This window comes from Paraburkholderia sp. CI3 (genome assembly GCF_050436505.1).
Taxonomy (GTDB): domain Bacteria; phylum Pseudomonadota; class Gammaproteobacteria; order Burkholderiales; family Burkholderiaceae; genus Paraburkholderia; species Paraburkholderia tuberum.
Genome location: NZ_JBNDMI010000004.1, coordinates 1,036,201 through 1,056,107, shown reverse-complemented (window position 1 = coordinate 1,056,107; position 19,907 = coordinate 1,036,201). Strand labels below are relative to the sequence as shown.

The 19,907-nt window shown below is 66.5% G+C and carries 20 protein-coding genes; 15 read left to right on the top strand and 5 right to left on the bottom strand.

All coding sequences use genetic code 11. The features are described from left to right. Window positions 1–10: 10 nt before the first annotated feature. A complete protein-coding gene (locus tag OKW29_RS26285; RefSeq protein ID WP_429293174.1) occupies window positions 11–1,090 on the bottom strand; it encodes a YeiH family protein in 1,080 nt (359 codons plus the stop codon). A 132-nt stretch (window positions 1,091–1,222) separates the two neighbouring features. Here OKW29_RS26285 and OKW29_RS26280 point away from each other — a divergent pair, with 132 nt between their 5' ends. From OKW29_RS26280 to OKW29_RS26245, 8 genes are all read left to right on the top strand, one after another. Next, window positions 1,223–2,116 (top strand): LysR family transcriptional regulator, encoded by an 894-nt coding sequence (locus OKW29_RS26280; RefSeq protein ID WP_429293173.1) that lies wholly within the window; start codon window positions 1,223–1,225, stop codon window positions 2,114–2,116. Window positions 2,117–2,352: 236 nt separating this feature from the next. Next, entirely contained in the window at window positions 2,353–3,147 is a 795-nt protein-coding gene (locus tag OKW29_RS26275; protein WP_429294938.1) for a sugar phosphate isomerase/epimerase family protein, read from the top strand. 153 nt (window positions 3,148–3,300) lie between these two features. Then, window positions 3,301–4,284: a sugar kinase gene (locus OKW29_RS26270; RefSeq protein WP_429293172.1), complete on the top strand. Its 984-nt coding sequence runs from the start codon at window positions 3,301–3,303 to the stop codon at window positions 4,282–4,284. 123 nt (window positions 4,285–4,407) lie between these two features. Then, window positions 4,408–5,697 carry an MFS transporter gene (locus tag OKW29_RS26265; protein WP_429293171.1) on the top strand — a complete coding sequence of 430 codons (1,290 nt, stop codon included), beginning with the start codon at window positions 4,408–4,410 and terminating at the stop codon, window positions 5,695–5,697. Next, window positions 5,697–6,662 carry a 2-hydroxyacid dehydrogenase gene (locus OKW29_RS26260; protein WP_184066014.1) on the top strand — a complete coding sequence of 322 codons (966 nt, stop codon included), beginning with the start codon at window positions 5,697–5,699 and terminating at the stop codon, window positions 6,660–6,662. Before OKW29_RS26265 ends, OKW29_RS26260 begins: the two co-directional genes overlap by 1 nt. A gap of 54 nt (window positions 6,663–6,716) precedes the next feature. Next, on the top strand, window positions 6,717–7,811 hold the full coding sequence (locus OKW29_RS26255; protein WP_429293170.1) for a LacI family DNA-binding transcriptional regulator: 1,095 nt from the start codon (window positions 6,717–6,719) through the stop codon (window positions 7,809–7,811). 83 nt (window positions 7,812–7,894) lie between these two features. Further along, a complete protein-coding gene (locus tag OKW29_RS26250; RefSeq protein ID WP_429293169.1) occupies window positions 7,895–8,794 on the top strand; it encodes a YhfC family intramembrane metalloprotease in 900 nt (299 codons plus the stop codon). A 96-nt stretch (window positions 8,795–8,890) separates the two neighbouring features. Next, window positions 8,891–9,256, top strand: a complete 366-nt coding sequence (locus tag OKW29_RS26245) for a DUF3022 domain-containing protein (RefSeq protein ID WP_429293168.1) — start codon at window positions 8,891–8,893, stop codon at window positions 9,254–9,256. Between the two features lie 51 nt (window positions 9,257–9,307). Here the strand turns inward: OKW29_RS26245 and OKW29_RS26240 are convergent, their stop codons facing one another. Then, window positions 9,308–9,745 carry a PGDYG domain-containing protein gene (locus OKW29_RS26240; protein WP_429293167.1) on the bottom strand — a complete coding sequence of 146 codons (438 nt, stop codon included), beginning with the start codon at window positions 9,743–9,745 and terminating at the stop codon, window positions 9,308–9,310. A gap of 265 nt (window positions 9,746–10,010) precedes the next feature. Beyond that, window positions 10,011–10,529 (bottom strand): Spy/CpxP family protein refolding chaperone, encoded by a 519-nt coding sequence (locus tag OKW29_RS26235; RefSeq protein ID WP_184003867.1) that lies wholly within the window; start codon window positions 10,527–10,529, stop codon window positions 10,011–10,013. 339 nt (window positions 10,530–10,868) lie between these two features. On the opposite strand from OKW29_RS26235, the gene OKW29_RS26230 reads away from it, so the two are divergent. Together OKW29_RS26230 and OKW29_RS26225 are read left to right on the top strand one after the other, a co-directional pair. After that, window positions 10,869–11,327 carry an Lrp/AsnC family transcriptional regulator gene (locus OKW29_RS26230; protein ID WP_090805298.1) on the top strand — a complete coding sequence of 153 codons (459 nt, stop codon included), beginning with the start codon at window positions 10,869–10,871 and terminating at the stop codon, window positions 11,325–11,327. Window positions 11,328–11,584: 257 nt separating this feature from the next. Further along, entirely contained in the window at window positions 11,585–12,682 is a 1,098-nt protein-coding gene (locus OKW29_RS26225) for a saccharopine dehydrogenase family protein (protein ID WP_184022712.1), read from the top strand. 116 nt (window positions 12,683–12,798) lie between these two features. Here the strand turns inward: OKW29_RS26225 and OKW29_RS26220 are convergent, their stop codons facing one another. Together OKW29_RS26220 and cydX are read right to left on the bottom strand one after the other, a co-directional pair. Next, a complete protein-coding gene (locus OKW29_RS26220; protein ID WP_429293166.1) occupies window positions 12,799–13,380 on the bottom strand; it encodes an AAA family ATPase in 582 nt (193 codons plus the stop codon). After that, on the bottom strand, window positions 13,377–13,523 hold the full coding sequence (gene cydX / locus OKW29_RS26215; protein ID WP_184056699.1) for a cytochrome bd-I oxidase subunit CydX: 147 nt from the start codon (window positions 13,521–13,523) through the stop codon (window positions 13,377–13,379). The genes OKW29_RS26220 and cydX overlap by 4 nt, the downstream gene beginning before the upstream one ends. Window positions 13,524–13,862: 339 nt before the next feature. Here cydX and OKW29_RS26210 point away from each other — a divergent pair, with 339 nt between their 5' ends. From OKW29_RS26210 to OKW29_RS26190, 5 genes are all read left to right on the top strand, one after another. Beyond that, window positions 13,863–14,303, top strand: coding sequence for a hypothetical protein (locus tag OKW29_RS26210; RefSeq protein WP_429293165.1), 441 nt, complete (start codon window positions 13,863–13,865; stop codon window positions 14,301–14,303). A 178-nt stretch (window positions 14,304–14,481) separates the two neighbouring features. Continuing rightward, window positions 14,482–15,459 (top strand): magnesium/cobalt transporter CorA, encoded by a 978-nt coding sequence (gene corA / locus OKW29_RS26205; protein WP_429293164.1) that lies wholly within the window; start codon window positions 14,482–14,484, stop codon window positions 15,457–15,459. Between the two features lie 327 nt (window positions 15,460–15,786). Continuing rightward, the gene (locus OKW29_RS26200) at window positions 15,787–16,761 is read left to right on the top strand and encodes a sugar ABC transporter substrate-binding protein (protein WP_429293163.1); all 975 of its coding nucleotides are present in this window, start codon (window positions 15,787–15,789) and stop codon (window positions 16,759–16,761) included. 291 nt (window positions 16,762–17,052) lie between these two features. Then, window positions 17,053–18,645 carry a sugar ABC transporter ATP-binding protein gene (locus OKW29_RS26195; protein ID WP_429293162.1) on the top strand — a complete coding sequence of 531 codons (1,593 nt, stop codon included), beginning with the start codon at window positions 17,053–17,055 and terminating at the stop codon, window positions 18,643–18,645. Continuing rightward, window positions 18,645–19,736, top strand: coding sequence for an ABC transporter permease (locus OKW29_RS26190; protein WP_429293161.1), 1,092 nt, complete (start codon window positions 18,645–18,647; stop codon window positions 19,734–19,736). The genes OKW29_RS26195 and OKW29_RS26190 overlap by 1 nt, the downstream gene beginning before the upstream one ends. Window positions 19,737–19,907: the final 171 nt, after the last annotated feature.

The window sequence follows — 19,907 nt, the reverse complement described above, 5'->3', positions numbered from 1 at the left end:
CGGCGACGGCTCAGCGGAACAGGTGCTGGACGGTCCATGTGATGCCGAGTCCGCCGGCGATCAGCCATACATACAGAATCAGGCCGGTGGTCAGCGCGCGCGGACCCGCTTCGCGAATCTGCGAGAAGCGCGTTTCCATGCCGAGTGCGGTCATCGCCATCGTCAGCGCGAAGGTGTCGAACAGGTTCAGCGTCGAGGTGGCGCTTTCCGGCAGCACATGCAGCGAGTTGATCGCCACGCAGGCGAGGAAGCCGAGTGCGAACCAGGGGATCGCCAGCTTGCGCGGGGCGGCGCCGTCCGTGCCGCCATCCTTCGCGCCGCGCGTCGCGCGGTTCACCCACAGACCGACCACCAGCAATACCGGCACGAGCAGCATCACGCGGGTCATCTTGACGATCGTCGCGATGTGCGTCGCTTCGGGGCTCACGTTGCTCGCCGCGCCGACCACCTGCGCGACCTCGTGGATCGTGCCGCCGAAGAACAGGCCGGCGCCGACCGTGTCGAGATGCAGCCAGCCTGCGTTGAACAGCACCGGGTAGAGGAACATCGACAGCGTGCCGAACAGCACGACGCTGCCGACCGCCATCGCGCTCTTGTGCGGCTTCGATTGCAGCGTCGATTCGAACGCGAGCACCGCGGCCGCGCCGCAGATCGCGCTGCCGGCCGCCGTCAGGAGCGCGGTGTCGCGGTCGAGCTTCATGATTTTCATGCCGGCCCAGGTGCCGATCACGAGCGTGCTGACGACGATCAGCACCGACTCCGCGAGACCCGGCAGGCCGACCTGGGCGATTTCCTGCAGGCTCACACGCAAGCCGAAGAACGCGACCGCGATGCGCAGCAGCTTGCGCGCCGAGAAATTCACGCCGGCCGCCCAACTGGCCGGCATGCTGTCGCGCAGCGCGTTGCCGTAGATCGCACCCGCGACGATGCCGACGATCAGCGGACTCAGGCCAAGGCCGGCAATCGCCGGAATCGCCGCGATGCGCGTGACCGCGGCGGCGAACAGCGCGACGAACAGTACGCCGTTGAGCTGGCCGCGGGTGGACGGCGCGGGGGAGGCGGCGGCGAGCGGGGCAGTGGGTGTGGACATGATCGGTGGCTTCGTAACGGACTTGCATGGGACTGCATAAGCAGCAATGGGGCTAATCCTAAATTAGATATATCGATATGAAAAATCGTGATTTAGAATGTGAAGTATCGGCTCAACGGATATTCAATCGAGATGACCCCGGATCAGCTTATAACGTTCGCCGCCGTCGCTGAGCATCGCAACATCAGCCGGGCGGCGGTGGCGCTGCATCTGTCGCAGCCGGCGGTGTCCGGCCAGCTGAGGCAATTGCAGGACGAGTTCGGCGAGCCGCTGTATCAGCGCGATGGCCGCGGGGTGCGGCTGACGCCAGCCGGCGAGCAGCTCGCCGCCTATGCGGCGAGGCTGCGCGACACCTGGCGGCAGGCGCATGCCTATCGCGACGCGCTGCGCGGCCTCGAACAGGGCACCTTGCGGATCGGCGCGAGCACGACGCCGGCGAGCTACCTGCTGCCGTACCTGATCGCCGAATTCCATCGCCGCTATCCGCACGTGACCGTGCATACCGCCAACGGCAACACGGCCGAGATCGTCGGCGCGCTCGGCTCGGTCGACATCGCGATGATCGAGGGTCCCGCCGGCGTCGATCTGCCGCCGGACACGGTCGTCCATGCGTGGCGCGAGGACGAGATCGTCGCGATCATGCCGCGCTCGCATCCGCTCGCGCAGGCGGACAATGGCGGGCGCATCGAGCTGGCCGCGTTCGGCGCGTATCCGCTGGTGCTGCGCGAGGAAGGCTCGGGCGTGCGGCAGACGGTCGAGCGCGAGTTCGCGCGCGCGGGCGTGCCGATGCGCGTGGCGCTCGAAATCGCGGGGGTCGAAGGAGTGAAGGAGGCGGTGCGGGCGGGGATGGGTGTCGGTTTCGTGTCGGCGATGTCGATGCGGCATGAGGACGGTGCGCTGCGGCTCATGTCGCTGAGCCCGCAGCCGCTGACGCGGCGGCTGTCGATTCTGGTGCCGCATGCGAGCGCGCCGTCGCGGGTGGTCGAGCAGTTTCTGGCGATGTGCGTCGCGGACGAGGGCGTCTGATTACCGCGCTGGCAGCGTATGGCGTCGCGAATGCGAACCCGCGCGGGGCGCTGCCGTGGCCGGCGCGCTTCGCTTTACGCTCGCCGTATGCCGGCCGCGCCTGGGGATTTCCTCTATGGTGCGCGATGGCTGTCCCGAGCACCATTCGCACATCGCAGCGCCTCGGCGCTTTTTTTCGAAGTTTAATTGGAACCGGTTCCAAAAACCGTTTCGCTTCAGGATTGCGTGAGTTGGACATGATTGATGCAGTGGAGATCGCGGTCGTCGCCAGCGCGTTCGGTGTGAGCGCCGTGCGCGCCGACGGCCATCTGAAATGGGCGCAGGCGGCAAAGCGCGCCGGCGCGGCGGGTTTCGAAGTGCGCCGGGAGCTGTTCGCGAGCGACGCGGACGCGGACCCGCAACGGCTGCGCGCGCTCGGCGCGGCGTTGGCCGATCTCGGGCTGTGGTCGGTGTTCTCGACGCCGGCATCGTTGTACGCGGCGGACGGCCAGCTCGATACCGACGCACTGCGTGTCGCGCTCGAACAGTCGGCCGCGCTCGGCGCGCGCTTCGTCAAGCTGCAACTCGGCGGCTTCGCGGGCGAGGCTCACGGCGCGGCCATCGTCGCGCACGTCGCGAGCGGCTCGGGCACCACAGGCGGTGCGCAGCCACGGCTCGTCGTCGAAAACGGGCAACTGGCGCAGGGCGGCTCGCCCGCGCAGTTCGTCGGGCTGTTCGATGCGCTCGCGCGTGAAGGCCACGCGGGCGTGCTCGGCATGACCTTCGATACCGGCAACTGGGCGTGGCTCGACGTCGCGCCGCTACCCATCGCGCCGCAGCTCGCGCCGTACGTCGAGTACATCCATTGCAAGACCACCACGGGCGAGGGCGCGCGGCGCTTTGCGAGCGCGCCGGCCGACGATGACGCGCCATTGCGCGCGCTCCTCGACCGGCTGCCGCGCGATGTGCCGCGCGGCATCGAGTTTCCGTTCGATCCGAGCCGGATCGACGCGGATGCCGCGCGTTATGTGAGCTGGCTTGCGCGCGTGTAGACGCGCGGCGCGGCATCACGAAGCGCCTCGGTCGAAGCCGTATAGCAGACGAGGCGGCAACTCAGGCAGCAACTCAGGCAGCAACCCAGGCAGCAAAGAACGCATTCCACGCAACACGAATCACCGCATCAGCAGCACCACCAGGAGCCCAGCATGACGCACCCTTACCCCGCCCTCGACGTGATCACCTACGGCGAAGCGATGGCGATGTTCGTCGCCGCCGAAGCCGGCCCGCTCGCGGGCGTCGGGCACTTCACGAAGCGCATCGCCGGCGCGGATCTGAACGTCGCGATCGGCTTGTCCCGACTCGGCTTCAGGGTGGGCTGGATGAGCCGCGTCGGCGACGATTCGTTCGGCCGGTACGTGCGCGACACGCTGACGAAAGAGGGCATCGACCAGCACTGCGTGAGCACCGACGCGCGCCATCCGACCGGCTTCCAGCTGAAGTCGAAGAGCGACGACGGCAGCGACCCGGCGGTCGAATACTTCCGCAAGGGCTCGGCGGCGAGCCATCTGTCGCTCGACGACTACCTCGCCGATTACGTGCTGCCCGCGCGTCATCTGCATCTGACCGGCGTCGCCCCGGCGATCTCGGCAAGCTCGCGCGAACTCGCATTCCACCTGGCCCGCGAAATGCGCGCTGCGGGCAGGACGATCTCGTTCGACCCGAACCTGCGTCCGACGCTGTGGCCCTCGCGCGCGGCGATGGTCGAAGGCTTGAACGCGCTCGCCGCGCTCGCCGACTGGGTGCTGCCCGGCATCGGCGAGGGTGAGATTCTGACCGGCCACACGCAGCCGGAGGACATCGCGAAGTTCTATCTCGAGCGCGGCGCGCGCGGCGTGATCGTCAAGCTCGGCGCGCAGGGCGCGTATTACCGCACCGCGACCGATGCCGCGACGATCGCCGGCCGGCCGGTCGCGAACGTCGTCGATACGGTCGGCGCGGGCGATGGTTTCGCGGTCGGCGTGATCAGCGCGCTGCTCGAAGGCCGCACGCTCGCGCAGGCGGTCGCGCGTGGCAACCGGATCGGCGCGCTCGCGATCCAGGTGATCGGCGATTCGGAAGGTTTGCCGAGCCGCGTCGAACTCGACGCGCTGGAGCTGGCCGAGGTACCGGGCATCGCAAGCGCGGCCTGACGCGGATCGGACCGCATCGATAGCGCTGCATCCACAACCAGCATCGACGACAACAAGAGCGCCCACAGCGCGCCCAGATTTTTTCATCATTGATTCGGGACGACGCCGTCCAAGGAGACTTCCATGACCTCATCGCTTGCGATTCGCCGTTGGTGGACGATCATGCCGATCGTGTTCATCACCTACAGCCTCGCGTATCTGGATCGCGCGAATTTCGGCTTCGCGTCGGCGGCCGGCATCAACCAGGATCTCGGCATCAGCAAGGGGCTCGCGTCGCTGATCGGCGCGCTGTTCTTCCTCGGCTATTTCTTCTTCCAGATTCCGGGTGCGATCTATGCCGAGCGCCGCAGCGTGAAGAAACTGGTGTTCTGGAGCCTCGTTCTGTGGGGCGGCTGCGCGGCGTTGACCGGCATGGTCAGCAACATTCCGTCGCTGATGGCGATCCGCTTCCTGCTCGGCGTCGTCGAAGCCGCGGTGATGCCGGCGATGCTGATCTTCATCAGCAACTGGTTCACGAAGAGCGAGCGCTCGCGCGCGAACACGTTCCTGATCCTCGGCAATCCGGTCACGGTGCTGTGGATGTCGGTCGTGTCGGGCTATCTCGTGCATTCGTTCGGCTGGCGGGAGATGTTCATCGCCGAGGGCGCGCCCGCGATCATCTGGGCGATCTGCTGGTGGTTCCTCGTCAAGGACAAGCCCGAGCAGGTGTCGTGGCTCACGCAAGAGGAAAAAGACGCGCTCGCGCAGACGCTGCGCGCGGAGCAGGCCGCGATCAAGCCGGTGCGCAACTACAGCGAGGCGTTTCGCACGCCCGCGGTCATCAAGCTGTGCGCGCAGTATTTCTGCTGGAGCATCGGCGTGTACGGCTTCGTGCTGTGGTTGCCGTCGATCCTGAAGAACGGCTCGTCGTTCGGCATGGTGGAAACCGGCTGGCTGTCGGCGCTGCCGTATCTGGCCGCGACGATCGCGATGCTTGCAGCTTCGTGGGCATCGGATAAACTCAACCGCCGCAAGGTGTTCGTGTGGCCGTTCCTGCTGATCGGTGCGATTGCGTTCGCGGCGTCGTACGGGCTCGGCTCCGCGCATTTCTGGGTTTCGTATGCGCTGCTCGTGATCGCGGGCGCCGCGATGTACGCGCCGTATGGACCGTTCTTCGCGATCGTGCCGGAGCTGCTGCCGAAGAACGTCGCGGGCGGCGCGATGGCGCTGATCAACAGCATGGGCGCGCTCGGTTCGTTCGTCGGCTCGTACGTGGTCGGCTATCTGAACGGCGCGACCGGGTCGCCCGCGGCATCGTATGCATTCATGAGCGTGGCGCTCGTCGCCGCGGTGATCCTGACGCTCGCCGTCAAGCCGGCCGCCGCCGAACAACGTGGCCCCGCTCGTCCCACCGTCGCAAGGAAAATTAGCTGATGAACAAGATCGTCGCCTGGAAGTCGCTCCCCGAGGATGTGCTCGCCTATCTGCAACAGCATGCGCAGGTCGTGCAGGTCGATCCGTCACAGCATGATGCGTTCGTCGCCGCGCTGCGCGATGCCGACGGCGGCATCGGCGCGAGCGTGCAGATCACGCCGGCGATGCTCGAAGGCGCGAGCCGGCTGAAGGCGCTGTCGACGATCTCGGTCGGCTACGACCAGTTCGACGTCGCCGACCTCACGCGCCGCGGCATCGTGCTCGCGCACACGCCGGACGTGCTGACCGAATCGACCGCCGATACCGTGTTCTCGCTGATCCTCGCGTCCGCGCGGCGCGTCGTCGAGCTGGCCGACTGGGTCAAGGCGGGGCAGTGGCGCACGAGCATCGGGCCCGCACAGTTCGGGCTCGACGTGCAGGGCAAGACGATCGGCATCGTCGGCTTGGGGCGGATCGGCGGCGCGGTCGCGCGACGCGCGGCGCTCGGCTTCAACATGAAGGTGCTGTATACGAACCGCAGCGCGAACCATCAAGCGGAGCAGGCGTATGGCGCGCGGCGCGTCGAGCTGGCTGAATTGCTCGCGCAGTCCGATTTCGTCTGTCTGCAGGTGCCGCTCACGCGAGAGACGCGGCATCTGATCGGCGCCGCCGAACTGCGCGCGATGAAGAAGAGCGCGATCCTGATCAACGCGTCACGCGGCGCGACCGTCGACGAACCGGCGCTGATCGAGGCGCTGCGCAACGGCACGATTCACGGCGCGGGCCTCGACGTGTTCGACACCGAACCGTTGCCTGCCGACTCGCCGTTGCTCGCCATGCCGAACGTGGTCGCATTGCCGCATATCGGCTCGGCGACGCACGAGACCCGTCATGCGATGGCGCTCAACGCGGCGGAGAACCTGGTCGCCGCGCTCGACGGCACATTGACGACCAACATCGTCAACCGTGACGTCCTGGCGAAGTGATTCGCAGGGCGGCGCGCAAGCTCCCGTCCTCGGACCGGCACGAGCGATGAGCGAATGAGCACGACCCCGCCCCCGGCCAGCATGCCGCCTGGTCCCCCGAGCGCGCCGACGCGACGCGCGACGATCACCGATGTCGCGCGTGAAGCCGGCACCGGCAAGACCAGCATCTCGCGCTATCTGAACGGCGAGTTCGGCGCGCTGTCGCCCGAGCTGCGCGCGCGGATCGAAGCCGCGATCGCGCGGCTCGACTATCAGCCGAACCAGATGGCGCGCGGCCTGAAGCGCGGCCGCAACCGGCTGATCGGCATGCTGGTCGCCGACCTGACCAATCCGTACTCCGTCGAAGTGCTGCAAGGCGTCGAGGCCGCGTGCCATGCGCTCGGCTTGATGCCGCTGATTTGCCACGCGGCGAACGAAGTCGAGATGGAGCGGCGTTATCTGCAACTGCTGACCACGTATCGCGTGGAAGGTGTGATCGTCAACGCGCTAGGCGTGCGCGAGGAGACGTTGCGGCCGGTCGGCGACGGCGGGATTCCGGCGGTGCTGGTCGATCGGCGCGTGGAGGGGCTGGTCGCCGACATGGTCGGTCTCGACAATGGCGCGGCCGCCGCGCTCGGTACGCGGCATCTGCTCGAACGGGGCTTCGAGCACATCTGGTTCGTCGTGCAGCCGTTCGAGCAGGTCAGCTCGCGGCAGTTGCGCGTCGAAGCATTCGATCGGGCGATGCGCGACGACGGCCGCGCGCGCGGTCGTACGCTGGTGCTCGATCTCGCCGATGCAACTGCGCTCGAGCGCGGTCTCGCGGAGCTGGATCGTGCGATCGACTCGCCAGGCGGGGCCGGTGCCGAGCCCGCCGGCGCCTCGCCACGCGTCGCGCTGTTCGCGGCCAACGCACCGGTCGCGTTGCGGCTCGCGCTGCATCTGAACGCGCGTTACGGCGCGCACTGGCAGAGCCGCGTCGCGCTGCTTTCCATCGACGATCCGGATTGGGCCGAGCTCGCCGGCATCACGACGATCCGCCAGCCGACCTACGACATCGGTTATCGCGCGGTCGAATTCCTGCACGAGCGCATCGAAGGCACGCAGACGGGCGCGCGCGACTGCCTGCTGCCCGGCGAGTTGATCGTGCGTGCGTCGACCGCACGCTGATTTCCGGCCAATCTGCGATGATGCGGGCTGCGGCGCGCAGCGGTTGCGCGCCGGGGATTGCAAGGAACCCCGCAAGGATACTCATGGTCGTGCCACCGCTTACCCTCGCGAGTCTCGCGCTCGCCACGCTCGTCATCGCCGCTTTACCGTTTCTGATTTACCGACAATTGCGCCGTCCGCTCGCGCTTCGGCCGCGCGACGCGATCGCCGGCGTCGCGGTGTTCGCGCTGTTCGCGATGGTCATCGAGCGTGCGCTGCACGACTATCTGTTGCGCGGCAACGAGACGACCGCGGCGTTCCTTTCGCAGCCGCTCGCGTTCGTCGTCTATGGTGCGCTGGCCGCGGGCGTTTGCGAGGAAGTGGGGCGGTTCTTCGGCATGCGGCTGCTCATGAAGCGCGCGGCGGCGCGGCCGGCGGTGCGCAAGAAGGCGAACGTCGACGCGCCCGCCGGCGTCGCTGCAAGCGCGGGCGCGAGCCCCGCCGCCAGCACGACCGCCGACACGCGCACCGCCGCATTGCGCGCCGACGATGGCGCCGCGCTCAGCTACGGCCTCGGCCACGGCGGCGCAGAAGCGTGGATGGTCGGCGTGTTCGTGCAGTGCCAGTGGCTCGTGTTGGCGGTCCTCGAAAACCGTGGCCGGCTCGGCGATTACCTCGGCAATCTGCCGGCCGAAGCGGTGATGCGCGTGCATCTGATTCTCGCGAGCCTGACGCCGCAACTGGCCGGCATTTTCGCGCTCGAACGCGTCGCGGCGCTGGTGTTCCAGATCGGCCTGTCGGTGCTGATGTGGCGCGGCGTGCGGGCCGGCTCGCGCGGCATCCTGCCGCTCGCGATCGGGGTGCACGCGCTGATCGACGTGCCTGCGGCAATGACGCAGGCGCGGCTGTTGCCGCTCGCGGCGGCCGATACGGTCTATGTGGTGGCGGCGGTGTTCGTCGCGGGACTGCTGATACGGATTTACCGGCGGCCGGCGGCGGCGTGAGCGGATGAGCCGCTGGACGGCAGGCGCCTCGCTATCCCTTCAGCGTTTCTCTAAAATACGCCTACGTTTCAGGATCTTCTTTTCCCGGCAGCCTTCATGGAAGCTTACCAATACGACTGCGCGCATCCGGAGTTCGACGAGCTCGCGCGCGTCATCAGCGATCTGTTTCCCGAGCAGACGCAGTTCATCGAGCGTGCCGCCGACGATGGCACGCCCACACTGACGGTTCACTGGGTAGCAATGCGCTTCGGTTCCACCGCGCGCCGTATCGTGATGACGGTCGCGATCGCGCCGGCGGCGCTCGCGCGTTATCGCGCGATGCCGGCGCGGTTGCGTGGCCGCAGCTTTGCGGTATTGCGCGCGTACGTCGAAGCGAGCCTGGGCTCGCTCGAAGAAATGTACGCGAACGGCCAGGCGGTCCCGCGCGAAGTCACGGTCGATCTCGGCGAAGAGTTCGCGTGAAGCGCGAATGAAGCGCGAATGAAGCGCGGGCGAATCGCGAATGAAGCGGATTCAATCCGCGAGCCGATAGACCTTCGCGAAACGCGCGGCCTGCACGACGCCATAGTCGCCGGGCGCGTACTGCATGACCCAGTCGCCGGCCGCGCCGTGCAGCACGTCGCCGCCGCTCGCGGAGCGCGCGAGCGAGAAGGACTCGTCCATCCGGCGGGCGAGTACGACCGCCGGGCGATTGCGGTAGGCGCCGGCTTCGCCGTGCGCGAGCGCGGCATCGGCGGGCAGGTACTTCGCATCGAAGCGCTCGCGCGACACGACCCAGCGCTCGCCGGTCGAGCCGGTGATCAGCGCATCGCCGCGCACATAGCGGTTCGGGCCTTCGAGGCTCATCAACTGGCCTTCGGCGGCGGCGAATTCGACGCTTACCGTTTCGTCCTTGACGACGCATTGGGCGTGCGGATCGTCACGCAAATCGAGATTCCTGAGTTCGGTCATGAAGCGGGTGGAAGATTAGGGGGTGAGCGTTGCGGCGAGACTTGCCGCTTTGCGGCGATCGTGCGTCGAGTCGCTGGGACGGGTAGCCGGCCCAGACAGCGCGCCCCCGAATAATGCCAGATGCATGAGTCGGGCGGGGGGAGGCGAAAGGCTGAGGCGTGGTGAGAAAGCCGCTGTTCGGGCGCCATCGGAATTGCCGAAATCAACCGCGTCCGAACGGACCCGCGCCCGCAACGGGGCAACCCCCGCCGCGGGCGCTCTTTCATTACGGCTTGACAGTCGCGTCGCTCGCGGCTTCGGCCGCGGGCTTGCCGCCCTTGCCCTTGCCATGGTGGCCGCGATGATGGCCCTCGGGGCCGCCCTGGTGGAACGTCGCGTCGGCGAGCTTCTTCTGCTCCGGCGACAGGCTGCTATACAGCGGATCGAACGCATCGACGAGCTTCTTCATGCCGTCCGCATGCGCCTGCGCGATCGTTGCGTACTGTTTCATGTCGTCGAGCGCGCTCACGTTGGTGGCCGCCTTGCGCTGCTCAAACAACTGGCCCATCGTTTCGCCGTTGCTGCGCATGACGTCGGCGAACGCCTTCCATTGCGTTTCCTGCGCGGGCGTGATCTTCAGTTGCGAGTGCAGATAAGCGATGCGGTCTTCGACGTTGCGTTCGTGGCCGGCCTTGGCCGCGGAGGCCGAGGCCGTGGTGTCCGGCGCTGCGGCCGGCGCGGCGGTTTGGGCGAACGCGCCGCCCATCGAAACGGCCGTAGCCAGCATAACCAGTGCTTTTTTCATCGAAACTCCTGATGTCTGTTCGTTATTGAGACACGGCGCGCGGCGAGCGTCCTGCCCCGCGCCAGCGGCGAATGGCGCCGCACCGCAAGCGGCTGCCGCATTCGCCCGGCGCCGCTATTAGTAACACGTTAACCCTACAATACGGTGCGTGTGCGACAAACGCTTACAACCGAAACGAACGCGAAACGGCTCGCGCCTGAGCGGCAATCGCGCCGACCTACTGCGCCGGGGCCGCCCCACAGTGTGCCGTGCATCTGTGACCGTACCGCGTGACATGGCGCCGCTGCGTGCAGACGCGCGATAATCCGCGACATTCCACGCCAACTTCCTTCCCCTTCGATGAGACCTCCGCGCCTCGACCAGCTCGACGACCTCGACCGCAACCTCGTTGCACTGCTGCAAGCCAACGCGCGCGAGAGCGTCGCGAATCTTGCGCGGCAGCTCGGCGTCGCGCGCACGACCGTGATCGCGCGCATTGCGCGGCTCGAGCGCAGCAACGTGATTGCCGGCTACAGCGTGAGGCTTGGCCAGGATGTGCTCGATTCGAGCATCGTCGCGTATGTCGGCATCATCATCGCGCCGAAGCACGGACCGGCCGTGCAGAAACGCCTCGGCAAAATGCCCGAAGTGCAGATGCTGTGCGCGGTCAGCGGCGAGTTCGACTACGTGGCATGGCTGCGCGCCGATTCGCCCGAGCGGCTCAACGATCTGCTCGATCAGATCGGCGGGCTAGAGGGCGTCGAGCGGACCACGACGTCGATCATTCTCGCGCGCAAGATCGACCGCGGCACGGTGTGAGTCGGCGCGCGGCGTAACTTCTTCGCGAGTGCTGCGAGAGTCCATCGTTGACGCCTTTTTTACGCTGTTTCGACAAATCGTTTGACCGGTTCGTCAGAACGTCGAACTGGATGGTCATACCGCAGCATTTTGCGCGTATGAACTGTTTTTGCTTCTTCCTACACTGTCATTCAAGGGTTCGGCCCGCAGGCGCCGCGCGCAACACGCGGCGCACTTCCCAAGCTCAGAGACAGCACATGGATAACAAGGAGAAGCAGATGAAAGTAGCTATCGTTGGCGCAGGTCTGATCGGTCACACCATTGCCCATATGCTGCGCGAGACGGGCGACTATGAAGTCGTCGCGTTCGACCGCGATCAGCACGCGCTCGACAAGCTCGCCGCCCAGGGCATTCCCACCCGCCGCATCGATTCCGCCGACGCCGCCGTGCTGCGCGCCGCCATCGAGGGCTTCGACGTGCTGATCAACGCGCTGCCGTACTACCTCGCGGTCAACGTCGCATCGGCCGCGAAGGGCGCGGGTGTCCATTATTTCGACCTGACCGAGGACGTACGCGCGACGCACGCGATCCGCGCGATCGCCGAAGATGCCGATCACGCATTCATGCCGCAGTGCGGTCTCGCGCCGGGCTTCATCGGCATTGCCGCGCACGAACTCGCGAACCGCTTCACGGAAATCCGCGACGTGAAGATGCGCGTCGGCGCGCTGCCCGAGTTTCCGACCAATGCGCTGAAGTACAACCTGACGTGGAGCGTCGACGGCCTGATCAACGAGTACTGCCAGCCGTGCGAGGCCATCCGCGATGGCCGCACGCAATGGGTGCAGCCGCTCGAAGGCCTCGAGCATTTCTCGCTCGACGGCACCGAGTACGAAGCGTTCAACACGTCGGGCGGGCTGGGCACGCTGTGCGAAACGCTGGCGGGCCGCGTCGAATCGCTCGACTACAAGTCGGTGCGCTATCCGGGTCATCGCAACCTGATGCAGTTCCTGCTCGAAGACCTGCGTTTGTCGAGCGACCGCGATACGCTGAAGACCATCATGCGCCGCTCGGTGCCGTCGACCGCGCAAGATGTCGTGCTGGTGTTCATCACCGTGAGCGGCATGCGCGACGGTCAGCTGGTGCAGGAGGTGTTCACGCGCAAGATCTTCGCGAAGACCGTCTGCGGGGTGCCGATGAGCGCGATTCAGATCACGACCGCCGGCGCGATGTGCGCGGTGCTCGATCTGTTCCGCGAGCGCAAGCTGCCGCAAAAGGGCTTCGTGCGCCAGGAGCAGGTGTCGCTCGGCGATTTTCTGGCGAACCGCTTCGGCAAGTTGTACGAAGGGCAGTCGCTGGAGGCGATGGCGACCGTTTGAGGCCGGCATGGCTCGCGTCGAATGAAAATCCCCGTATGTCGCCGACGTACGGGGATTTTCGGTTTTTCAGCCCTCATCGGACCAGCGCGGCACTCGCCAGACAGAAGGGAGGGCCGTCATCCAGCCACGATTTGCGCGACGAGCGCTTCATGGTCCGCCGAACTGGGCGCGGTATTGTCGAACATCAGCAGACCCTCGCGGCTCGCGCCGCTCGGCTCGAAACGCCGCCGCCGGTAGGCGTCCCAGTGCGCGAGCTTGTACGCATCGTTGGGATTCGCGCGCGCGACGATCCGCTGCCGCGCCACGTCCTCCGAGGTCCGCACCCACACGACACACAACCTCACGTCCGGCGCGACGCCGAGCCACGCATGATCGAACAGCCGCCGCTCGCGCACCTCGCGAGACAGCGGGCCGACGACCAACGCGCTGATGCCGAGTTCGAGATTGTCGCGCGCCGTATCGATGAGGCCGCGATACTCGGGGTCGCGCAGATGCTGCAGGAAAAGAGGGCTGTCGCGATCGTTCGGATTGCCGGTCAACATCGCCATCGCGGCCGCGCTATAGCCGCCGTACAGCGTGTCCTTGTCGAGCAGGCAGAAGGGGGTGCCGCTCACTTTCATCAGCGGGCCGAGCAGTTTTTTCGCCAGCGTCGTCTTGCCCGTGCCCGCATGACCGCAAAAGAAAACCAGAGAAGTCACGCAGGCTTGTCCTCACGCGGCGCGGCGGCGTCATCGGGGCGCGGGTCGCGCGCGAACGTGCCGTTGGCCTCGAGCCACATCACGTTGATGATGCCGAAGCCGAGCGCCACACCGACGCCGAGAATCCAGGTGAAATACCACATCGCAGTCTCCTTGATCGTGCGTCCGGCGACGCGGATCGACAGGCATGCCGGCAACCGACGATGGCTAGCCGCGAGCGCGGCCGCCTGCACCGATCATGAAGAAGAACGCCGCGCCATGCAAGAGGCGCGGCGCCCGAGCTCCGTGCACCGTGGCTGGCGGAATGTCCGCGCGTTGCTATGATGCGCAACGATCATGCGTACGAACGTACCGTGTCCGCCGAACCGGCGGACACGGAGCGACGACCCACACCGCGTAGTCGGAAACTCGGGCCACAATCGAGAGCACAGGGGAGAACCAGCATGCCGATGCGCCTGTCTTGCCGCTGCCGAGCCGCACGGATGGCCGGGTCCGCACGCTGCGCCGCGTTGGCCGCATGCGTCGCGCTCAGCGTGCTCACGCTGGCCGGCTGCGCGTCGACGCCGGCCGAGCCGGTACCGTTCAAACTGGTGCCTGCCGAGCGCATCGTCAGACAGGGCTATACGGCGCCGGGCCCCGGCCTCGTCGCGGTGGACGTGCGGCGCGAGCGTTCGCGCGACGTGATCGTGCGGTTCCGCAATGCGCTCGTCTATATCGACGGCGAGCGCGTGACCGACCTGATGAACGGCGAGCACGTGGTGTTCTATCTGCCGCCCGGCGAGCATCGGATCGGCGTATCGACGCAGTTCGATCCGGTCATCGAGCTGAACTTCGTCGTGACGGCCGACCCGCGCTACACGAACCGCGCCTCGGTCACGTTCAACGACGATCACCGCATCGGCCTGCAGCGGGTCGCGCAGTAGCCTGTCGTCGAGCGTTAACAATTGGATACGCGCGGCTTAGTATCGCGCCTTAACATGACGGCTGATGCAAGCGGCCTGGAAGCGTGCTTGTCCGTTCATGCAGACCCGTCGACCGTCTTACGCAATGCTTACGTGAGAGGGTGGCGAGGTCTGCTTTTGTATGCAAGGTAATCCGAACATGCTGATCAATTGCGCCGCCTATCAGGACGGCCGGAAACTCGCCGACATCGATATCGACAGCATCAGCGACTACGTCGCGCGGCCCGAGTGCTTCGTCTGGGTCGCGTTGAAAGACCCGAGCCCCGACGAACTCGCGATGATGAAAGACGAGTTCAATCTGCACGAGCTCGCCATCGAAGATGCGCAAACCGGCCATCAACGGCCGAAGATCGAGGAGTACGGCGATTCGCTGTTCACCGTGATGCACACGGTCGAGATGGACGAGCAGGGCGAATTCGTGATCGGCGAAGTCGACGTGTTCGTCGGCAGCAACTATGTGCTGTCGGTGCGGCGCGGCACGCGCACCGGCTTCAAGAGCGTGCGCGCGCGCTGCGAGCACGAGCCGCATCTGTTGAAGGAGGGCTCGGCGTTCGTGTTGTACGCGCTGATCGACGATGTGGTCGACCGTTATTTCCCGGTCGTGGAGGCGATGAGCACCGAGCTCGAAACGCTCGAGGACCGCATCTTCGAGAAGAACGATTCGGCCGCCTCGCGCGCGATCGTGCAGGACCTGTACACGATGAAGCGCCGGCTCGTGATCCTCCAGCACCATATCGTGCCGCTGCAGGAAGCGGTCGGCAAACTGACGGGCGGGCGCATTCCGAGCGTCTGCGCCGGCATGCAGGCGTACTTCCGCGACGTCTACGACCACCTCGACCGGATCGTCAGAACCATCGAGGGGCGCCGCGAAATCGTCGTCACGGCGGTGCAGGTGAACCTCGGCATGATCTCGCTCGCCGAGAGCGAAGTCACCAAGCGGCTCGGCTCGTTCGCCGCGCTGTTCGCGGTGCCGACCATGATCGCCGGCATCTACGGGATGAACTTCGAGCGCATTCCCGAGCTGCATTTCAAGTTCGGCTATCCGGTCGTGCTGGCGGTGATGCTGGCGATCGACTTCGTGCTGTACCGGCGTTTTCGCAAGGCGGGCTGGCTGTAGCCGGCGCACCGTTCAATTTCCTCGGGGTTTCACTTGCGGCGCGCGCGATACCAGGCCAGCATAAGCGGCCTGTGGGTCGCGCCGCACGCGACGCACAGGCGTCATCGACTGCACGGACTGAGCGAGGGAACCTTGCCACACGCTGTTGCCACACCTGCCCGGATCGATCGAGCGCATTGCGGCGCCGCAGATGTTGCGCGCCGGTGCGTTGCAACACCGCGAATCGTTGACATTCCGAAGAGCTTGCGCTGAGAATGGGCCTCGCAAAGGTTTGCGCATCACAAAAAATACGGCTCGCCCGCGAGCCTGACAACCTTGGAGATACGCATGAGCCATCGAACCCGTCGTCGCATTCTTGCCGCCGCAGTTCTCGCCACCGCCTCCGCCGTCCTGCCTTTTTCCGCCGCCCACGCGCAGAACGCCCTGGCTCATAAGCCGAAGGTCGCGCTCGTGATGAAGTCGCTCGCCAACGAGTTCTTCCTGACCATGGAGACCGGGGCGAAAGACTATCAGAAGCAGAATCCCGGCAAGTTCGACCTGATCACCAACGGCATCAAGGACGAAACCGACACCGCCAACCAGATCCGCATCGTCGAGCAGATGATCGTGTCGAAGGTCGACGCGATCGTGCTCGCGCCGGCCGATTCGAAGGCGCTGGTGCCGGTCGTCAAGAAGGCGGTCGACGCGGGCATCATCGTCGTCAACATCGACAACCGGCTCGATCCGGACGTGCTGAAGTCGAAAGACCTGAACGTGCCGTTCGTCGGCCCCGACAATCGCAAGGGCGCGCGGCTCGTCGGTGACTACCTCGCGAAGCGCCTGAAGGCCGGCGACGAGGTCGGCATCCTCGAAGGCGTGTCGACCACCACCAACGCGCAGCAGCGTACCGCGGGCTTCAAGGACGCGATGCAGGCAGTCGGCGCGAAAGTCGTGTCGGTGCAGTCGGGCGAGTGGGAAATCGACAAGGGCAACGCGGTCGCATCGGCCATGCTCAACGAGTATCCGAACCTGAAGGCGCTGCTCGCCGGCAACGACAACATGGCGATCGGCGCGGTGTCGGCGGTGCGCGCGGCCGGCAAGCAGGGCAAGGTGCTGGTGGTCGGCTACGACAACATCAACGCGATCCATCCGATGCTGAAGGACGGCCGCGTGCTCGCCACCGCCGACCAGTACGCGGCGAAGCAGGCCGTGTTCGGCATCGATACCGCGTTGAAGGCGTTGAGCGAAAACAAGAAGCAGTCGCAGCTGTCGGGCGTCGTCGAAACGCCGGTCGTTCTGGTGACGAAGGACACCCTGAAGTAAGCGCGCCGCGCCCGGCGTGAAGCACGAGCCGGGCGCAGCCGGGAAAGCGCACGGGAAGCCGCAAAAATCACCACGAATTATGGATAGCGTGTTTTAGAGGCAAACCACCACCCAGCGATCCGCTTTTGTTCAACGAACGCTCAAGAATCCCGCCGCGCCGCCGTTAATCCCAGAGATAAGCGTCATGACGGCGGCTCGCGTGGTGAGAGGGAGCGCGGCCATGAGCAGCTGTGCATTCCGCGCAATGGGGCGTCACGAAGGCGCCAGAAGCGCCATGCAACCAGGAGCGCGATGGATTCGACCGACCACGACGCCTTGCCTGTCGTACTGAGCGTCAGCGGCATCGGCAAGACCTATGCCGAAGCGGTGCTCGCCGACGTATCGCTGTCGCTGCGAGCGGGCGAGGTATTGGCGTTGACCGGCGAGAACGGCGCGGGCAAGAGCACGCTGTCGAAGATCATCGGCGGGCTGGTCGAAGCGAGCGCGGGCACGATGCGGCTTGCCGACGCGCCGTACGCGCCCGCGAGCCGCACCGAGGCCGAGGCGCTCGGCGTGCGCATGGTCATGCAGGAGTTGAATCTGCTGCCTACGCTGTCGGTCGCCGAGAACCTGTTCCTGAACCGGCTGCCGCGTGCGGGCGCGTTCAGCTTCGGCTGGATCGATCGCGGCAAGCTGCGCGAGAACGCGCGCCAGGCGATGGAGCGTGTCGGGCTCGACGCGATCGATCCCGACACGCTGGTCGGCGAACTGGGCATCGGTCATCAGCAGATGGTCGAGATCGCCCGCAACCTGATCGACGACTGCCGCGTGCTGATCCTCGACGAGCCGACCGCGATGCTGACCGCGCGCGAGGTCGATCTGCTGTTCGAGCAGATCGGGCGGCTCAAGGCTCGCGGCGTCGCGCTCGTCTATATCTCGCACCGGCTCGAAGAGCTGGCGCGGGTCGCCGAACGGGTCGCGGTGCTGCGCGACGGCCGCCTCGTGCATGTCGACGCGATGGCGAACCTGACGAGCGAGCAGATCGTCACGTGGATGGTCGGCCGCGAGCTCGGCGAGCATATCGATCTCGGCGAGCGCAACATCGGCGCGCCGCTCCTGAAAGTGGAGCGGCTCGCGCGCGGCAAGGTCGTGCGCGACGTGTCGTTCGAGGTGCGCGCGGGCGAGATTTTCGGTGTGAGCGGACTGATCGGCGCGGGCCGCACCGAGCTGATGCGGCTCATCTACGGCGCCGACCGCAAGGACGGCGGCAGCGTGTCGCTCGCCGCGACGCCGGGCGCGCCGCCTGCGCCGGTGCAAATCGACTCGCCGGCGGACGCGGTACGCGCGGGTATCGCGCTGATCACCGAAGACCGCAAGGGCGAAGGCCTGCTGCTGCCGCAACCGATCGCGGCCAACCTGTCGCTCGGCAATCTCGGCAGCGTCGCGCGGCACGGCCTCGTCGACGCGAAGCGCGAGAACGCGCTGGCGCACAAGCAGATCGCCGCGATGCGGATTCGCAGCTCGGGGCCCGCGCAGGTTGTCGGCGAGCTGTCGGGGGGCAACCAGCAGAAGGTCGTGATCGGCCGCTGGCTCGCGCGCGACTGCCGCGTGCTGTTGTTCGACGAACCGACTCGCGGCATCGACGTCGGCGCGAAGTTCGATATTTACGGCCTGATGGGCGCGCTCGCTCGCGACGGCCGCGCGCTCGTCGTGGTGTCGAGCGATCTGCGCGAACTGATGCTGATCTGCGACCGGATCGGCGTGATGTCGGCGGGCAGCATGACAGGCGTGTTCGAGCGCGCGAGCTGGAGCCAGGATGCGCTGCTCGCGGCTGCGTTCGCCGGCTACCGCGGCCGTGACGCGCTGCTGCACACGCACGGCGTCAACGAAGCAGGGAGTCTGTGATGACCGATCAATCGTGGCGCGAGGCGGCAGGTGTCAAACAGGACGGCCAGTTGGGCGGCCAGCAGGACGGCAAGCAAGGCGGTGCGCCGGACGCGCCCGCCGTGACGCCGCCCGCCGATCCGTCGGCGCCGCTCGCGAGCGGCAAGCCGGCCGGCACGCGGCTCGGCTTTTCGAACTACCTGGGCCTCGCCGGCGCGCTGCTCGCGATGATCGTGCTGTTCTCGCTGCTGAGTTCGCACTTTCTGACCTACGACACGTTCAGCACGATCGCGAACCAGATTCCGGATCTCGTCGTGATGTCGGTCGGCATGACCTTCGTGCTGATCATCGCGGGGATCGATCTGTCGGTGGGCTCGGTGCTCGCGCTCGGGGCGTCGGTGGTCAGCGTGGTGACGCTGAAGTGGGGCTGGGGGCCAGCTGCCGGCGCGCTGCTCGGGGTCGCGGTCGCGGCGCTGACCGGCACCGTGACCGGCGCGGTGACGGTGGGCTGGCGAATTCCGTCGTTCATCGTGTCGCTCGGCGTGCTCGAGGCGGCGCGCGGCATGGCGTATCAGATGACCAATTCGCGCACCGCGTATATCGGCGATGCGTTCGATTTTCTGTCGAACCCGATCGCGCTTGGCATCTCGCCGGCCTTTCTGATCGCGGTCGCGGTGATGGTGATCGCGCAACTAGTGCTGACGCGCACGGTGTTCGGGCGCTATCTGGTCGGGATCGGCACCAATGAGGAAGCGGTGCGGCTCGCGGGCGTCAATCCGCGGCCGTACAAGGTGATCGTGTTCGCGCTGATGGGCGCGCTGTCCGGACTCGCGGCGCTGTTCCAGATCTCGCGGCTCGAGGCGGCCGATCCGAATGCGGGTGTCGGCCTGGAGCTGCAGGTGATCGCGGCGGTCGTGATTGGCGGCACGAGTCTGATGGGCGGGCGTGGTTCGGTTATCAGCACGTTCTTTGGCGTGCTGATCATTTCAGTGCTGGCGGCGGGCCTCGCGCAGATCGGCGCGAACGAGCCGACCAAGCGCATGATCACCGGCGCGGTGATCGTGATCGCGGTGGTGCTCGATACGTACCGCAGCCGTCGCAAACGCGCCTGAGGTGTGCGCCGCCGCGCAACGATGAATGAGTGTGGTCTGTCTTCGATGAAGACGTCCGTGGGTCGCCATGCGGCGCATCCGGCCGGAACAACAGACCTGACGGGGTTTTGCATGGGACCGGAGTAAGCGCTAAAGCGCTAACTCCGTTCGACCGCGATGAAACTGCATGGG

Bases quoted from the DNA above. Each gene is read 5' to 3' on its own strand.
- OKW29_RS26270 (WP_429293172.1), top strand. From the start codon at position 3,301: ATGACGCACCCTTACCCCGCCCTCGACGTGATCACCTACGGCGAAGCG.
- OKW29_RS26230 (WP_090805298.1), top strand. From the start codon at position 10,869: ATGAGACCTCCGCGCCTCGACCAGCTCGACGACCTCGACCGCAACCTC.
- corA (WP_429293164.1), top strand. From the start codon at position 14,482: ATGCTGATCAATTGCGCCGCCTATCAGGACGGCCGGAAACTCGCCGAC.
- OKW29_RS26260 (WP_184066014.1), top strand. From the start codon at position 5,697: ATGAACAAGATCGTCGCCTGGAAGTCGCTCCCCGAGGATGTGCTCGCC.
- OKW29_RS26225 (WP_184022712.1), top strand. From the start codon at position 11,585: ATGAAAGTAGCTATCGTTGGCGCAGGTCTGATCGGTCACACCATTGCC.
- OKW29_RS26250 (WP_429293169.1), top strand. From the start codon at position 7,895: ATGGTCGTGCCACCGCTTACCCTCGCGAGTCTCGCGCTCGCCACGCTC.
- OKW29_RS26210 (WP_429293165.1), top strand. From the start codon at position 13,863: ATGGCCGGGTCCGCACGCTGCGCCGCGTTGGCCGCATGCGTCGCGCTC.
- OKW29_RS26280 (WP_429293173.1), top strand. From the start codon at position 1,223: ATGACCCCGGATCAGCTTATAACGTTCGCCGCCGTCGCTGAGCATCGC.
- OKW29_RS26265 (WP_429293171.1), top strand. From the start codon at position 4,408: ATGACCTCATCGCTTGCGATTCGCCGTTGGTGGACGATCATGCCGATC.
- OKW29_RS26255 (WP_429293170.1), top strand. From the start codon at position 6,717: ATGAGCACGACCCCGCCCCCGGCCAGCATGCCGCCTGGTCCCCCGAGC.
- OKW29_RS26285 (WP_429293174.1), bottom strand. From the start codon at position 1,090: ATGTCCACACCCACTGCCCCGCTCGCCGCCGCCTCCCCCGCGCCGTCC.
- OKW29_RS26245 (WP_429293168.1), top strand. From the start codon at position 8,891: ATGGAAGCTTACCAATACGACTGCGCGCATCCGGAGTTCGACGAGCTC.
- cydX (WP_184056699.1), bottom strand. From the start codon at position 13,523: ATGTGGTATTTCACCTGGATTCTCGGCGTCGGTGTGGCGCTCGGCTTC.
- OKW29_RS26235 (WP_184003867.1), bottom strand. From the start codon at position 10,529: ATGAAAAAAGCACTGGTTATGCTGGCTACGGCCGTTTCGATGGGCGGC.
- OKW29_RS26200 (WP_429293163.1), top strand. From the start codon at position 15,787: ATGAGCCATCGAACCCGTCGTCGCATTCTTGCCGCCGCAGTTCTCGCC.
- OKW29_RS26190 (WP_429293161.1), top strand. From the start codon at position 18,645: ATGACCGATCAATCGTGGCGCGAGGCGGCAGGTGTCAAACAGGACGGC.
- OKW29_RS26240 (WP_429293167.1), bottom strand. From the start codon at position 9,745: ATGACCGAACTCAGGAATCTCGATTTGCGTGACGATCCGCACGCCCAA.
- OKW29_RS26275 (WP_429294938.1), top strand. From the start codon at position 2,353: ATGATTGATGCAGTGGAGATCGCGGTCGTCGCCAGCGCGTTCGGTGTG.
- OKW29_RS26195 (WP_429293162.1), top strand. From the start codon at position 17,053: ATGGATTCGACCGACCACGACGCCTTGCCTGTCGTACTGAGCGTCAGC.